The organism is Bernardetia aquimarina (assembly GCF_042180575.1).
Classification (GTDB): Bacteria; Bacteroidota; Bacteroidia; order Cytophagales; family Bernardetiaceae; genus Bernardetia.
Map to the genome: position 1 here is coordinate 5,634,893 of NZ_CP170094.1, position 15,520 is coordinate 5,650,412.

Annotated in this window: 13 protein-coding genes; 8 read left to right on the plus strand and 5 right to left on the minus strand. The window is 31.2% G+C overall.

Annotated elements, in window-relative coordinates:
- Positions 1 to 23: 23 nt before the first annotated feature.
- From ACE193_RS24275 to ACE193_RS24295, 5 genes are all read right to left on the minus strand, one after another.
- Positions 24 to 1,829, minus strand: coding sequence for a tetratricopeptide repeat protein (locus ACE193_RS24275; protein ID WP_375560775.1), 1,806 nt, complete (start codon positions 1,827 to 1,829; stop codon positions 24 to 26).
- Between the two features lie 296 nt (positions 1,830 to 2,125).
- A complete protein-coding gene (locus tag ACE193_RS24280) occupies positions 2,126 to 2,566 on the minus strand; it encodes a transposase family protein (RefSeq protein WP_375558619.1) in 441 nt (146 codons plus the stop codon).
- The gene (locus ACE193_RS24285) at positions 2,520 to 3,062 is read right to left on the minus strand and encodes a transposase family protein (RefSeq protein ID WP_375558620.1); all 543 of its coding nucleotides are present in this window, start codon (positions 3,060 to 3,062) and stop codon (positions 2,520 to 2,522) included. The genes ACE193_RS24280 and ACE193_RS24285 overlap by 47 nt, the downstream gene beginning before the upstream one ends.
- A 50-nt stretch (positions 3,063 to 3,112) precedes the next feature.
- A complete protein-coding gene (locus ACE193_RS24290; RefSeq protein WP_375560776.1) occupies positions 3,113 to 4,525 on the minus strand; it encodes a hypothetical protein in 1,413 nt (470 codons plus the stop codon).
- A gap of 93 nt (positions 4,526 to 4,618) precedes the next feature.
- Positions 4,619 to 8,080, minus strand: coding sequence for a pyruvate carboxylase (locus ACE193_RS24295; protein WP_375560777.1), 3,462 nt, complete (start codon positions 8,078 to 8,080; stop codon positions 4,619 to 4,621).
- 251 nt (positions 8,081 to 8,331) lie between these two features.
- Between ACE193_RS24295 and ACE193_RS24300 the strand changes: the two genes are divergently transcribed.
- The 8 genes from ACE193_RS24300 (at position 8,332) to ACE193_RS24335 (ending at position 15,414) form a co-directional block, all read left to right on the plus strand.
- A complete protein-coding gene (locus tag ACE193_RS24300) occupies positions 8,332 to 9,246 on the plus strand; it encodes a hypothetical protein (protein WP_375560778.1) in 915 nt (304 codons plus the stop codon).
- A gap of 43 nt (positions 9,247 to 9,289) precedes the next feature.
- The gene (locus ACE193_RS24305; protein WP_375560779.1) at positions 9,290 to 10,039 is read left to right on the plus strand and encodes a HindIII family type II restriction endonuclease; all 750 of its coding nucleotides are present in this window, start codon (positions 9,290 to 9,292) and stop codon (positions 10,037 to 10,039) included.
- Between the two features lie 105 nt (positions 10,040 to 10,144).
- Positions 10,145 to 11,113 (plus strand): DNA-methyltransferase, encoded by a 969-nt coding sequence (locus ACE193_RS24310; RefSeq protein ID WP_375560780.1) that lies wholly within the window; start codon positions 10,145 to 10,147, stop codon positions 11,111 to 11,113.
- Positions 11,114 to 11,213: 100 nt separating this feature from the next.
- Positions 11,214 to 12,458 (plus strand): ThiF family adenylyltransferase, encoded by a 1,245-nt coding sequence (locus ACE193_RS24315; RefSeq protein WP_375560781.1) that lies wholly within the window; start codon positions 11,214 to 11,216, stop codon positions 12,456 to 12,458.
- 35 nt (positions 12,459 to 12,493) lie between these two features.
- Entirely contained in the window at positions 12,494 to 12,835 is a 342-nt protein-coding gene (locus ACE193_RS24320) for a hypothetical protein (RefSeq protein WP_375560782.1), read from the plus strand.
- Between the two features lie 76 nt (positions 12,836 to 12,911).
- Entirely contained in the window at positions 12,912 to 13,748 is an 837-nt protein-coding gene (locus ACE193_RS24325; protein WP_375560783.1) for a Rossmann-like and DUF2520 domain-containing protein, read from the plus strand.
- 78 nt (positions 13,749 to 13,826) lie between these two features.
- Positions 13,827 to 14,459 carry a macro domain-containing protein gene (locus ACE193_RS24330; RefSeq protein WP_375560784.1) on the plus strand — a complete coding sequence of 211 codons (633 nt, stop codon included), beginning with the start codon at positions 13,827 to 13,829 and terminating at the stop codon, positions 14,457 to 14,459.
- A 16-nt stretch (positions 14,460 to 14,475) separates the two neighbouring features.
- Positions 14,476 to 15,414, plus strand: a complete 939-nt coding sequence (locus ACE193_RS24335) for an alpha-1,2-fucosyltransferase (RefSeq protein ID WP_375560785.1) — start codon at positions 14,476 to 14,478, stop codon at positions 15,412 to 15,414.
- Positions 15,415 to 15,520: the final 106 nt, after the last annotated feature.

Genomic DNA, 15,520 nt, shown 5'->3' on the forward strand with positions numbered 1-15,520 from the left:
AATGAACTTGTGCAAAAGTCAATTTACATCAATGGAAATTTAATCTTTATTGTCATTCCATTTTCACTTAAAATATCAATTTTTCCTTTTGCCATGACTACTCTGGAATAAATATTTTTCCATCCTAATCCTTTGCTGTTTGTAATCTGATTTGCCTCAAAACCTTTTCCATTATCTTTTAAATGTAAAATGATATTATTTTGTTCTTGATTCAAGCTAATTTCAAATTGAGTTGCTTCTGCGTGTTTGAGTGAATTTCCGATTACTTCTTGTACAATTCTGAAAATAGAAACTTCTAATGAAGAATTTAACCGATGAGTTGCTACTTCTTGATTTATGAGATTTGTTGAAAAGACTATTTTCATTTTGTTGTTTTCCAACTCATTTATATTATTTGTTAATTCTTTGATTGCAGACACTAAACCTTGTTCGATAAGGGCATAAGGCATCATTTGATGAGAAACACTACGAATTTCTTTACAAGCCAAATCAAGCGTTTGAACTGATTTCTCATAGTTCTCTTGATATATTTCTTTGTCTTCTTCGTATTCTTTTGGATTTGTATTGAGTTCAATCAAAGGTTCTAGGGAAGAAACTTGCATTCTAGCTACTGCCAAAAGTTGCCCTAATCCGTCGTGCAAATCGGCTGCGATGCGTTTGCGTTCTTGTTCTTGTGCTTCTATCAAGGCTGCAAAATAAAAACTATCTTTTTCTGCTAATGCTATTTTTTGTTTGTATTGATTTCTTTTTTGATTTGAAAAAACTCCAATTCCTGCCAAAAGTAGTACAAAGACAAACGTTCCAATTTGTATTTTTTCTCTATTTTTAGCTTGTAGAATTTCTAAATCTTTGATTAAATTTTCTTGATTAAGCGTAATTATTTTTTGTTCTTTTTTCTCTGTTTCATACTTTTCTCGTAGCCTTGCAATTTCTTTTTGATTTGATTCATTCAAAATACTATCTTGCAAATTTTGTCTTCTTGTTCTATACAAATAGGCTTTTTCGAATTGATTTTGCTTTTCGTGAAAATTAGCTAATGAATTATAGGTATTACTAATTAGTGGTTTTGCATTAATCTGAAAAGCTATTTCAAGAGCTGTTTCAAGATATGGTTTGGCTTTACTAAATTCTTTTTTATCCATGTAAACTCCCCCAATATTCAAACTAGAAAGAATAATTCCACCTTTATTTTTTTGTTTTTTATCAATTTCTAAAGTTATTTTTAAATAATAAAGCGAACTATCATAATTTTGACGTAGCGCATGCCACTCTCCTAAGTTTCCAAAAGCTGTTGCAAAAACACTTGAATCTTGTATAATTTTACCTTTTTCTATTGCAGCAAAGTAATAAGGTTTTGCTTGTTCATACTCTTCTAATTCTTGATGAATCACACCAATATTATTCAAAATCATTCCCGAACCTTTGTGCATTTTTATTTCCTCACAAATTTCTAAAGCATCATTATAATAAGGTAATGCACGCTCAAAATCACCAGTGTTTTTATACAAAAGCCCTATATCATTATTCAAACTCGCCAAACTGACTTTATTATCTACCTTTTTTTGCAAAGGTAAAGCAAGCAAAAATACTCTCAAAGCCTCTTGATAATCTCCTTCGTGTTTCAAAAACATTCCTAATAAATTTAAGGCAGGAGCAAGAATATATGATTGTTTTGGAGTAGCTTCTAAGATAGCTTCTTTCACATATTTTTTTGCTTTTTGAGGTTCAGAATATCTGTACACATACGCCAAATCATAAAGTGTATGCGCTCTTGCTGTATCGGTTTGAGTAGGCAAAATTTGTTCTAAACTATCTATTCGTTTCTGCACATCTTGCTTGTTTTTTTGAGCAAAACAGTAATTAAAAAATATGCAATAAAAAAATACAAAATATTTACAAATACAAAGTTTAATATATTTCATTTTTAGAAAAATAAAAGGGAATAATAAGATTCATACTCCAATATAATTATTTTTTTCAAGGAAATTGTTAATCATCAAGTGAATATGTATTTCCCTCTTTGTCTATGTAATATTGTTTTTTATTAGAACTTTCTACGATTAAAGCTAATCCATTTTCAAAAACAGGATTATTAATGCTTTTAAATGCAAAATAATAGACTTTATTACGATAATTTTTGATAGGTTATTCTTGTCTTTACCCTTAAATTATGAATACCACACGCAATTTCCATGACTTGGTCTCTTACCTCTTCTCCCCACAATCGGATTTCATCTAAGACAATTCTAAGTCTTTTTACTCCTGCTATGCTGTGTTCTGCACGTACTCTACGACTAGACTTTTTACTATTTTCAGCCTTGTCCTGCTCCGATAATTCTTTTCCTCTAGGCTTTTTTTTGGGTTGCTCAATAAGGACACCTTTAGGTCTATGACCTTGATAACCAGTATCTTGATGAAGAATAGTTCCCTCAGGAAAGGTAATATCATCTTCTTCTAATAAACGTTTATCGTGTACTTTTCCTGTTTCTGTATCTCCTAAAAAAACTACCTCTTGATGTTTATCTGTAACTAAAGTATTTTTTATAGTGTGCTTTTTTTTTTCCACTATATACTTCTTTTTGAGCTTTGTAATCGGAGGGACGAGGAATTTCACGTTCGCTTCCATCTACCCATAACTCTAAGGCTTTACCTGCTTCTTCAACACGATCTGCAAGTTTTATTGTCCATTCCGATTCATTTCTTGCAGGCAATACATTAATTTTTCTTAAACTTTCTTTTAAAATGGGAAGAAGGCTGTTAATCCATTGATTAACTTTTCCTTGAGAAACATCAAAAGTAAGAGCTAAAGATTCCTGTAAAGGGTTGTTTTTCAAGTAGTAAAGGATAAAAAAAAGTTTCATTTCACTACCTTTTAGTTGTATTTTTGCGTGTTCTCGGAAGGTGGGCTTATTTCTAGCCTTTCCTTTGAGGTCATAATACATATAATGTTTTTCCCAAAGTGGAGAAAAAGTAGCTAATAACTCATCAAACTCTTTGATAGTCAAGCTAGTAAGAGCCATAAAAGGCTTTTCTTTTTTACGTAAGTTAGGTAAATCAATCATAAAGTAAGGATAAAATGACCACTAATATAATAAAATTTACGTTTTAAAGTCTAATTAACTATATCTCCTTTTTCATTAATTTTTAGCATTTCATTTTCTTTTTTCAGAAATGCAAAACCTTCTGAAAAACCTAGACTACTTACTACTCCTTTTATAGTTTCTACCTTTTTCGTTTTATAATCTTGAAAACTAAATTCTTGCTTGGCTGGACAACGATAGAAAAAAACATCATTTTTTATAGTTGCAGAATACCATAGTTCTTGTTTTTCTGTCAGAGTATCTGAAATAGCAACTTCCATGTAAGTAGGAACAGCAATCGATATTTTTCTTCCATAAGGAATAAAATATATACTATCAGGTATATTTTTTTTGATAAATCCGAATAATGTTTGTTCTCGGAATGAATGGCTCAAATTATTTATAATAGTATTTTTTGTAACAATTATTGCACTATCAACAAATTCTATATGCACTACATCATTATAATTATGAATACTTCTGATATTTCTTAGAATCTCTTTATTTGTTGGTAATTTTATAGACAATCCATCTACACTATCTTTATGATAAATTGGCAAAGTCTTATTTTTATACTGAATTACATCTTTTACTTTTCCTTTGTGCTTATCAAAATAGTTTCCTTCTTCATCATAAATAAATGAACTGTCCTTTTTGTAATCTATAAAAAAACCTAGACGTGAGTAGACAGTTGTAGAAGGCATTTTTTGACTGATTGATTTATCTATATAAATAAAAGATGTAGGTTCTTTAATTGTCAAAAATTTATCCTCTTTACCCAAATATTCCACAACTTCTGTTATTTTGGTGGGAGTAATTTCATATAAAATATTTTTGTATTTAATTATTGCTAACTTATTTTCATAAAAGATGGTATTTTTTGAATGCTTTATATTTTCTACTTTAATAGCATATAGTTTATTTATACGTTCATGATTTTTTGCAATTTCTATTTCATTTATAGGTAAAGCAGAAGCTAAATAATCTATATTTTTTATCGAATCATGAAGTATAATTTTATTTCCAATATATTTTTTAGGCACTTTTCCCTCTAATAGAATATTTTCATTTTTGTATCTGTAAAACCATTCTTTTGTATCTTTTTGAAAAAATACATCTTCTCGTTTTATAATATCTTTTTCAAGGATATTTCCATTGTTATCAATAAGTTCATATTCACTATCTCCTACACTTCCAAAAGTAAAATTGAATAGACTATCTCCTCTATAAAAACGCTGAACATATTCATAACTCGCATGTACAACAACATTTTTATCTCTATCCATAAAGCCCCACTTTCCATCTTTAGCAAAGATATTTAGTTCGTTTTTATAAAAATAAGGAACTAACTCTAGTTTTTCTGTACTTTCAGAACTATTAGAAGTACAGGCATTTAGAAGTAGAAATGCTATAAAATAGAGTATGTATAAATGTAAATTTTTCAATGAAATTCTTTTTTAATAATAAAAAATCCTAAGAATCTTCAAATATAAAGAAACTTAGGATTTAGATTTTAATTATTCAGAAAACTTTAGTTTTTACTCCACCAAAATCACTAAATCCTCTTGCTCAACCATCGCACCACCACCTAAAACAATCTTTTTGATTTTTCCTGCTTTCGGTGTGCTGACAGTTGTTTCCATTTTCATGGCTTCGATTACAAAAAGAGATTCTCCAGCTTTTACGGTATCGCCTTCTTTTACCAAAACTTCGGCTATTTTGCCTTGAAGTGGTGAACCTACTTCTCCGTCTTCGGTTGGACTTGCTTTTTGATTAGAAACTTTTGTTATTTTCAAACTCTTATCTAACACTCTGACACGACGAATTTGCCCGTTCATATCAAAAGTAACTGTTTTCATTCCGTCCTCATCTGGCTGACTAATAGAACGAAGTTTTACGATAAGCGTTTTTCCTTCTGCAATATCAATCATAATTTCTTCATTTGGCTGGATTCCATAAAAGAAAATTTTGGTAGGCAAAATAGAAACATCTCCAAATTCTTGTGTTGTGTTATAAAAATCTGTAAATACTTTTGGATATAATAAATAAGAAAGCAAATCTAATTCATTTGCATTTTTGAACGCTGCCTTAAATTTCTTCCATTCTTTTTCCCAATTAATCGGTTCTAAATGTTCGTTCGGACGCTGTGTAAAAGGTTTTTCTTTTTTGAGAATAATCTTCTGAACTTTCTTTGGAAAACCTCCTTGTGGTTGTCCCAAATCTCCACGCATCATTTCTTTTATTGATTCTGGAAAAGACATATTTGCTCCATTTTCCAAAATATCAGCTTTTGTATAACCATTTGCCGTCATAAATAAAGCAAAATCGCCTACTACTTTAGAGCTAGGAGTTACTTTAATCAAATCTCCAAAAAGCTCATTTGCAACAGCATAATTTTTCTTTACTTCTTGGAATTTATCTCCCAAACCTAATGATTCTGCCTGTGGACGTAAGTTTGAATACTGACCTCCTGGTATTTCGTGTTCATAAACTTCTGCTGTTCCAGCCTTCAAATCAGACTCAAAAGGATAATAAACTTCTCTTATATCTTCCCAATAATTCGAAAAGGCATTTAGTTTTGGTAAATAGATTTTTTGCTCACGCTCATGTCCTTCCATTGCTGCAACCATTGAATTGAAAGATGGTTGAGAAGTCAAGCCAGACATAGACGCAAGTGCAACATCGACCACATTTACACCTGCTTCAATCGCTTTCAAATACGTTCCAGACTGAATAGAAGAAGTATCGTGCGTATGCAAATGAATCGGAATTTGTACGGTTTCTTTGAGTTTTGAAACTAATAATTCGGCTGCATACGGTCTAAGAAGTCCTGCCATATCTTTGATTGCCAAAATATGCGCTCCTTCGTCTTCCAACTGCTTTGCCAAATCTAAATAATACTGTAAATTATACTTTCCTTTTGGATTTGTGATAATATCGCCAGTATAACAAATACAGGCTTCTGCCAACGAATTTGTATTTTTTCTAATCGTTTTGATACTTACTTTCATTGCTTCGACCCAGTTTAAAGAATCAAAAACTCTGAAAATATCAATACCATTTTGTGAGGCTTCTTCAATAAACTTAACAACCAAATTATCAGGGTATGCTTTATAACCCACTGCATTTGAGCCACGAAGTAACATTTGTAAAAGAATATTTGGTGCAGCCTTTCGAATATTTTTTAAGCGTTCCCAAGGGTCTTCGTGCAAGAATCGCATCGAAACATCAAAAGTAGCTCCTCCCCACATTTCCAAAGAAAATACTTCTGGGTGGTTTTTGGCAAAACTTTCTGTAACAGCAAGCATATCATAAGGACGAACACGAGTAGCCAATAAAGACTGATGAGCATCTCTCAATGTTGTGTCTGTATAATGAATTGCTTTATCGTTTTTGAGCCACTTACAAAAATCTTCTCTACCCAATTTGTTGAGTTTGTCTTTTGTTCCTTTTGGAAAAGAATCTTGATATTTTTTATCAAAATCTGGAATTTTTGGAGTTCTGAATGTTTTTGTTGGGTCTAATTTTTTTACACTTTCATTGCCATTTACAGTCGTTTCGGCAATGTAACGCAGTATTTTTGTTCCTCTATCAAAACGACGAGGCATTTCAAATAACTCTGGATAATTATCAATAAACTTAACAGTTGCAGCTCCTTTTTGAAATTCTGGATGTGAAATTACATTCAAAAGAAAATCAATATTTGTTTTTACGCCTCTAATTCGAAATTCTCTCAAAGCACGATGTAAACGAATAGCAGCTCCCCAAAGTGTGCGTCCTTTTGCCGAAACTTTGATAAGCATTGGGTCAAAAAATGGAGAAATTCGTGCGCCTGTATAACAATTTCCTGCATCAAGACGGATTCCATAACCATCAGCAGAACGATAAGCGACAATAAGACCAAAATCAGGTTTGAAATTATTTACTGGGTCTTCTGTTGTAATTCTACATTGAATAGCAAAACCATTGCAAGGAACATCAGCTTGACTATGAATATAAATGCGTTTGTCTGTAAGTGGATAACCTTGAGCAATCAAAATTTGAGTACGAACAATATCAATTCCTGTTACTTCTTCTGTAATTGTATGCTCAACCTGAACTCGTGGATTTACTTCAATAAAATAAATATTTTCATCGGCATCTACCAAAAACTCAACTGTTCCGACATTATTATATTTTACTTCTTTTGCAATCGATAAAGCATAATCATAAAGCGCATATTTTGTAGGCTGTGAAAGTGTAAGGCTTGGCGCAACCTCTACCACTTTTTGAAAACGACGTTGTACCGAACAATCACGCTCAAACAAATGAACGGTTCGTCCATAATTATCAGCCATTATCTGAACTTCGATATGCTTCGGATTGTCGATATATTTTTCTAAGAAAATCCTATCATCATTAAAGGCTTTTTTGGCTTCACTTTTTGCTTCTTTGAATGATTTTATGAGAGTTGGTTCGTCATGACAGACACGCATTCCACGTCCACCACCACCACCAGCAGCTTTTATAATAACAGGATAACCAATTCTAGTAGCTTCTTTTACTGCAACATTGACATCACTCAATGGGTCTTTACTATCTTCAATAACTGGAACTAATGCACGACGAGCAATTATTTTGGCAGCTACTTTGTCGCCTAATTGATTCATTACTTCTGGAAGTGGTCCTACAAAAATAATCCCTTCTTGACGACAGCGTTCTGCAAAATGAACATTTTCAGACAAAAACCCGTACCCCGGATGAATGGCATCAATTTTTTTAGCTTTTGCCAGCGCAATAATTTCTTCAATATCCAAATAAGGTTTCAGAGGGTCGTCTTCTGCACCAATAATATAGGCTTCATCAGCTTTATAACGGTGTAAAGAATAACGGTCTTCATAGGTATAAATAGCAACAGTTCGAATATTAAGTTCGGAGGCTGCACGAAGAATACGAATTGCAATTTCTCCACGATTGGCGACCAAAATACGGTCTAATTTTTTTATATTTTCTTTTTGCATATATCAGTTATCAGTAAACAATTATCAGTTACCAGTAAAAAAGGATAGTAAAATGATAAATGCGAATTGTGTAATAAGAAAAATAATGAATGTCTTTGTGTGTTTTGAATTGATTTATTTCTAAAAATAGATAAAAAAAGGACTTAATCAAATCAAAATCTAAAACTGTTTAGTAATTTCGTGAAAAAGTAGCATACGCTTTAGCGTGTGAAAAATGTACTGAATACTTTAGTGTTCGAAGATAAAGAATAATGCTAAAAAAAATAGTTGTACAACCAACAGGAGGACTTTGTAACCGTCTTCGTGCCATAGAATCTGTTCTTAATTTACTAAAAACAACAGATAAAACTGATTATATTACAGTTGTTTGGGAAAATAATCATGAGTTAGGAGCAAGTTATAAAAGTCTATTTCAGCCAAATAATAAAATAAAAGTAATTGAAACGCAGCCTTTTACTGGAAAAAACATGCTCAATCCACTGCACATAGCAAATGTTTGGAATGTAATTTCGCCCACAGAAGAAAATTATCAAAAATCATCGAAATTTCGTCAGATTTTAGGAAAAGAAAAAGGTTTTGATAAAATTATCTATCAAGATGAAATGTTTAAACTCATTAATAATAATTTTGATTTTAATGAATTAAAAACACATACTTCCTTATATATAGTTTCTTGTTTTGATTTTGAAATTGATTATGCCCATAAATATTCTATGAATGCTGAAACAATGAATATTCCTTTTTCAAATTTTGTAGTTCATTCTTCTATTCAAAATAAAATAAGTCAAATTACAAAGGATTTTTCAAGTCTTACAATCGGTTTGCATATTCGTAGGACAGACCATGCAGGTGCAATAGAAAAAAGTCCGTTGTCGCTTTTCATAGAAAAAATGAATGAAGAAATAGCTTTAAACGAAGAAACCAATTTTTTCTTAGCTACTGATGATAAAGCAACTGAAAAAGAACTTATACAATTATTTGGAAAAAAAATCATAACCAACCCAGAAAAGGCATTTGATAGAGATTCCGAAAAAGGTGTTCAAGATGCTTATATTGATGTGGCTTGTCTTTCTAAAACTTCAAAAATATATGGCTCTCATGCAAGTTCATTTTCAGAAACGGCTGCTAAAATGGGAGGTATTGAACTTATTATTTGTGAGAAATAACAGTTTTTTAGTATTTTAGCTGATTATACTAATAATAAAAAATATGCGTAAAGAACTAATAGATTTAGTTTTCAAAGTTGCTAAAGAAAAAAATGCTTTTGAGCAACTAGAAGCCTATGTAGCAACTATCACTAAGAAAAAAATAATTAAAAATATAATTGATGTAGGGATTTTGCCAGAAATGTTTGACCATGATAGCTCAGAAGAAAAAATATGGGCTAAACTTTCAGATATTTTTTTAGCTCAATCATTGAATTATCTAGGAATAAAATCGGAAGTTTTGGGAGCTAGAGGGAATTCTGCTGACGTTTTGGGAAGAACCAAAGATTATACATTGGTAGCAGATGCAAAAACATTTAGATTAAGTAGAACAGCCAAAAATCAAAAGGATTTTAAAGTAAATGCTTTAGACAATTGGCGAGAAACAAATAATTATGCTTTATTAGTTGCTCCTTTGGCACAATATCCTAGTCGTAAAAGTCAGATATATTCTCAAGCTGTTTCTAAAAATGTAACACTTCTCTCTTATACTCATTTGCATTTTTTACTTGATTTCTCTAGTCAAAATTCTTTAAAATCTGTTTTAGAAACAGGAAAAAAACTTTCTGAAAAATCTGATTTAAAACTTCAAGATGCTGTTCAATATTGGGAGTTTATTGATAGAACAGTTGCAAATTCAGTAAATCAACCTATTGAAAAAATACAACAGTATAGGAATTTAGAAATCCAAAAAACAAAACAAATTGGACAAGAAGGTATTAATTATTGGACTGAAAAAATTGAATGTTTTTAAAAGCTATCAAAAGAAGACGCAATAAAATTATTAATTAAGTCTGAAAAAATAGAGAATAAAATTAAAACGATTGAAAAAACAATTAATATTTCAATTACTTAAACTATGAATAAAGAATATATAAATACAATTACAAATGGAGATTGTATAGAACATTTAAAGCATTTGGAAACTGAAAGTATAGATTTATTTCTTTCTGATATTCCGTATGGAATAAATTTAGATGAATGGGATGTTTTACATAAGAATACAAATTCAGCTCTTTTAGGAGAGTCTCCAGCACAAAAAGGAAAAACAGGATTTAAACGTAGAGGAAAACCAATAAATGGTTGGAGTTCGGCAGACAGAAATAGTGGAAAAGAATATCAAGAATGGTGTGAAAGTTGGTCATCACTTATTTTTCCAATTATGAAAGAGGGTGCATCAGTGTTTGTTTTTGGTGCAAGAAGAACATTACACCGAGCTATAAATGCGTTTGAAGATAGTGGTTTTTTATTGAAAGATGTTTTGGCTTGGAAAAAGCCTTCAGCTCATCATAGAGCGCAACGTCTTTCAGGTATTTTAGAAAAACGTGGTTTAAAAGAAGATGCAGAAAAATGGAAAGGGTGGCGTTTGGGAAATCTTGCACCTATTTACGAACCGATTGCTTGGTTTTTTAAGCCCTACAAAATTACAATTACAGATAATATTCTGAAAAATGATGTTGGAGCTTTAAATATTGAAGAGTGCAAAATAAATGGAACAAGTCCAACAAATTTATTAGAATTTGGTTTTGAATCTGTTTATGATGAAAATAAATTTCATGAAGCTCAAAAACCTGTTGCATTATTAGAATTTTTGATAACACTTACAACAACTGAAAATCAAATCGTTCTTGATCCTTTTATGGGAAGTGGAACAACAGCAGTTGCAGCCAAAAAATTGAATAGAAACTTTATTGGTTTTGAAATCGATAAAAATTATACTTTATTAGCGAATCAAAGAGTAGAAAATGTAATCAGAAAAAATGATGCAAAGGCCTATTCTACCAAAAAAACAGAAAACGGAAATTTGAATTTATTTTATAAATCATAAAATAGGTAGCTGTCAGCTTCCAAGCTGTCAGAAAGAGATTTAAACAAAATATAGCCGTTGCTCGTGTCCTCACGAGCGACACACAAAACAACAAGAAACTATGTCAAAATTCGAAATAACCAATACATCTACCACAGAAGACAGTTTTTTTGACCGTCAAGAAAGAATAGACTGGTGGCAACAAGACAAACTAAAAAATGCAACCGTTTTGGTAGTAGGTGCTGGGGCAATCGGCAACGAAACACTCAAAAATTTGGCTCTCTTAGGAGTTGGAAGTATTTTAATTACAGATTTTGATGATATTTCAAAGTCTAACCTTAGCCGAACTGTTTTATTCAAAAAAGGTGATGAAGGCAAACGAAAAGCACAAACAGCAGCCGAAAGAATTAAAGAAATGGCTTTATCAGATGATTTTAAAGTCAATTATTTTGAAGGCGATGTAGTTTGGGAACTCGGAACAGGCGTTTACAGACATGTAGATATAGTTTTGGGGTGTTTGGATAATGTCGAAACTAGAATTGCTGTAAACAAACAATGTTATTTGGCTGGTACACCTTGGATTGATGCAGGAATTTATGAGTTAGGTTTGAGAATCAATTTTTATCAGCCTCCTCATGCGCCTTGTTATCAGTGTAGTTTGTCGCCAAATCAATGGCAGGCAGCCAGAGAGCGTTATTCGTGTGATGATTTTAAAAAGCAAGTTGTTAGTGAAGGCAAAATTCCTACGGTTCAGATTGCTTCGGCTTTGGTAGGTGCGCTGCAAGTACAGGAAGTAATAAAATTTCTTTGTGGACAAGATGTAGCTGTCGGAAAACAAATTTATTATCAAGGAAAAACAAATGAATTTGATGTTTTTGATATGCCAGATAATCCAGATTGTTGGGCGCATCAAGCGAGTTATGATGAAATTATTTCTTTAGATTTGGATACAGATATTTTACTTAAAGATTTTCTAAAAGAAATTTCTAAAGCAGAGCATTCAGGCGAAGGCGCAACGTTAGACTTTAGAGGAGATAGAACATTTGTAAAAACGATGTCTTGTCGTGGCTGTCAGAAAGAAATAGAGTTTTATCGTCCTTCTTTCCGAATTTTTGATTACGAAAGTCATTGTGAAGAGTGTAGAAGTGAAGGAGAAAACGAAACAGAACACCAAACTCCAGCACCAAAACAAACTATCGGACAGTTTAATTTAGAAACAACAGAAGAAAGGCTATTAAACTTTTCACTAAAAGAACTAGGTGTTCCTATTTTGCACGTCGTGGCAGTTCAAGATACAGAAGGAAAACATAAATATTATGAACTGACTGGAGATAAAAAGAAACTGTTTTCAGTTACCAGTAAGTAGTAATCAGTTTGTAAACTATCTATTTTTACTAAAAAATGAAAGCCAAAAATATAGTAAACCCAAAATTTACACTGTGGTTAGAATTTGAAGAGGTAGAACCTAATAACTGGAATATAGAAAATGAGTTTTGTAACATTCATGTTGATTTAGAAGATGGACGACATTATGGTTTGAATGTTTGGACGTATAAATTCTTAGAAACAGCTATCAACTCTGATAAAGAAACAGGTCAAAATCTAGGAGGACTTTATCAAAAGCCTCCTGATTTGTTTGTAAAAGAATTGACAAGAGAATGTATTCAACAAACTATTCAAGAGTTGCTTAAAATTGGCGATTTAGAAAAAGTATTGAATCCTTCCATCTACGATGGAAAATAAAAAAGATAAGGATGAAATTGGCTATATTTTTATCTTTGCTGAAATTGTAGTGTTAAATTCGTAACTCGTAATTAATTTGAAAACTATCTTCATTGGTGCTGGAAATGTAGCTTGGCATTTGGCAGTATTATTTTCTAAAAAAAAAGACTTACAAATCACTCATATTTGGAGTAGAACTAAACACAATGCAGAAACTTTAAAGCAAAAAATTGATAGAGAGAATAATCAAAATATTGAAATTCATTATTCTATCAATCAGCTAGATTTTTCTAAAACAGATGCAGATTTAGCTATTTTATCTATTGCAGACGGAGCTTTTGAGAGTGTTTTGTCAAAACTTATTCTTCCAAAGAACTGTATTTTGGCGCATACTTCGGGTTCGCAGTCGATGGAAATGTTGAAATTAGCTAATCAAAATGTATTAGGAGAAAAAATAGAAAAAATTGGTGTTTTTTATCCTTTACAGACTTTTAGTAAGGCAAAAGAAGTAGATTTTAGTTCTATTCCTTTTTGCATAGAAGCAAACGATAAAGCAAATGAGAAAGAAATTGAAGAAAAACTGACAAATCTAGCAAAGCAGTTCTCTCAAAAAGTATTTCAAGTTTCTTCAAAAGATAGAAGTATTTTGCATGTGGCTGCCGTTTTTGCGTGTAATTTTTCCAATTATTTATGGACAATCAGCGAGCAAATTTTGAAAGAAAAAAATCTTCCTTTTGATATGCTCAAACCTCTTTTGGAGGAAACTCTTCAAAAAGCATTAGAAATAAATCCATCAAATGCTCAAACAGGTCCTGCAATTAGAAAAGACGAAAAGGTAATTGAAAAACATTTGCAAATGATTGAAGAAATGAATTTGAATAGTGGTTTTAGCCAAATTTATAAATTAATGACAGAGAGCATTCAAAAAAAATAATAGATTTTTATCGTAGGTTAAAGGCTTGCCTTTGACTGTATTCTAGTTTTTGTGAAAATTCATTCTTAAATTTACAAAATGAAATTTTATTTTGTAGATACAAACGAAAAAGTTACTGCTGCTTGGGAAAAAGTTTTTCAAGACGTAGAAAATGTAATTGTCAAGAACGATTCGATTTTTAATTATCCCTCTGATGTTATTGTAAGTCCTGCTAATAGTTTTGGATTTATGAATGGAGGAATTGATTTTGCTATTTCTAAAAATTTGGGTTGGCATATTGAAAAAAGACTTCAAAAAGTAATTAGAGAAAAATATTTTGGCGAACTTTTGGTCGGACAAGCCGAAATTATTCCCACAGACCACACTGATTTTCCCTACTTGGTTTCTGCTCCAACTATGCGAACTCCCATGACAATTCATAGAAGTCCGAATATATATTTGAGTATGAAAGCAATTTTGACACTTCTAAATTATGGGAAATTTGAAAATGGAGAGCTTATAAAAGATAAAGTTAAGACAGTTGCACTTTCGGGTTTGGGAACTGGAATTGGGCAAGTTGCGCCTTTGCTTTGTGCTAGAAGTATGAGAATAGCTTGGGAAGATGTAATGAATGAAAAATTCAAAACAGAAAAAGGTTGGGAAGAATTACGCTCAAATTATGCGTATTTTTTTACACACCATGACAGAGATATAACTTACGATATTCCTTAATTTTATTTTATAAAAAATGGTCATCATAGACGGAAAATCTGGACAGCTTGCTAATCGAATTTTTTCTTTTGGTTTTTTTATAGCGAATGCAATCGAATATAGATACACACTTTATAATCCCAATTTTGATGAGTATGAAGAGTATTTTCCTACTATTGCTCAAAATAAATTTCTAAATTATTCTATCAAAACTCGTCTTTCAGAAAATGAAATAATAGATAAGTTTTTACGACAAAATTTAGAGCGTTTACGTTATCGTTTGCCCAAAATTGATAAAAATAAAAGGTGGATAGAAACACTAAATATTTCAGAGTATGATAAAGACGAACGAAAATATGATTTGAATAGTCAAGAGTTTTTAGAAAAAACAAAGAAAATTCTTTTCGTACAGGGTTGGAACTTTAGAGATTATCAAAACTTTGAAAAACATGCGAATAAACTTCGAATCATTTTCAAGCCTCAACAAAAGTATTTGGATAATGTAAATGAATTAATAGAAAAAAGAAGACAGGACACTGATATTTTGATAGGTGTGCATATCCGAAGAGGCGATTATAAAGATTTTTTTGGAGGAAAATATTATTTTGAATGGAAAGAATATGCTAGTTTTTTGGTTCAAATTAAAGACGAAATAGAAAATGATGTTAAAAATGTAAACCAAAAAGTTCGTTTTTTACTTTGTTCAAATGATAAAATTGAAACAAAACCTTTTGAAGAACAAAATTTAGATATTTGTTTTTCTACTAACCATTTTTTGGAAGATATGTATTGCTTGGCTGCCTGTGATTATATTTTGGGTGTGCCAAGTTCGTATTCTATGTGGGCTTCTTTTTATGGAAAAACGCCTTTACGAATTTTGGATAAAAAAGGAATACAAATTTCATTAAAAGATTTTAGTCCTATCAAAACAATAGACCATTTTGAAAATGGTAAGGTCTTCAAACATACCCTCTAATAATTTCATAAATTAGAAATATCCTGCTCAAAATAGTTGTTTTTTTACAGTAATTGAGTATATTGGTAGTGAATAAATTCGTAAATCGAAGGGCTTATTAAAAATT

Excerpts from the sequence above, each read along its gene's own strand:
- ACE193_RS24285 (WP_375558620.1), bottom strand. The coding sequence starts at position 3,062 with ATGATTGATTTACCTAACTTACGTAAAAAAGAAAAGCCTTTTATGGCT.
- ACE193_RS24295 (WP_375560777.1), bottom strand. The coding sequence starts at position 8,080 with ATGCAAAAAGAAAATATAAAAAAATTAGACCGTATTTTGGTCGCCAAT.
- ACE193_RS24300 (WP_375560778.1), top strand. The coding sequence starts at position 8,332 with ATGCTAAAAAAAATAGTTGTACAACCAACAGGAGGACTTTGTAACCGT.
- ACE193_RS24305 (WP_375560779.1), top strand. The coding sequence starts at position 9,290 with ATGCGTAAAGAACTAATAGATTTAGTTTTCAAAGTTGCTAAAGAAAAA.
- ACE193_RS24310 (WP_375560780.1), top strand. The coding sequence starts at position 10,145 with ATGAATAAAGAATATATAAATACAATTACAAATGGAGATTGTATAGAA.
- ACE193_RS24315 (WP_375560781.1), top strand. The coding sequence starts at position 11,214 with ATGTCAAAATTCGAAATAACCAATACATCTACCACAGAAGACAGTTTT.
- ACE193_RS24320 (WP_375560782.1), top strand. The coding sequence starts at position 12,494 with ATGAAAGCCAAAAATATAGTAAACCCAAAATTTACACTGTGGTTAGAA.
- ACE193_RS24330 (WP_375560784.1), top strand. The coding sequence starts at position 13,827 with ATGAAATTTTATTTTGTAGATACAAACGAAAAAGTTACTGCTGCTTGG.
- ACE193_RS24335 (WP_375560785.1), top strand. The coding sequence starts at position 14,476 with ATGGTCATCATAGACGGAAAATCTGGACAGCTTGCTAATCGAATTTTT.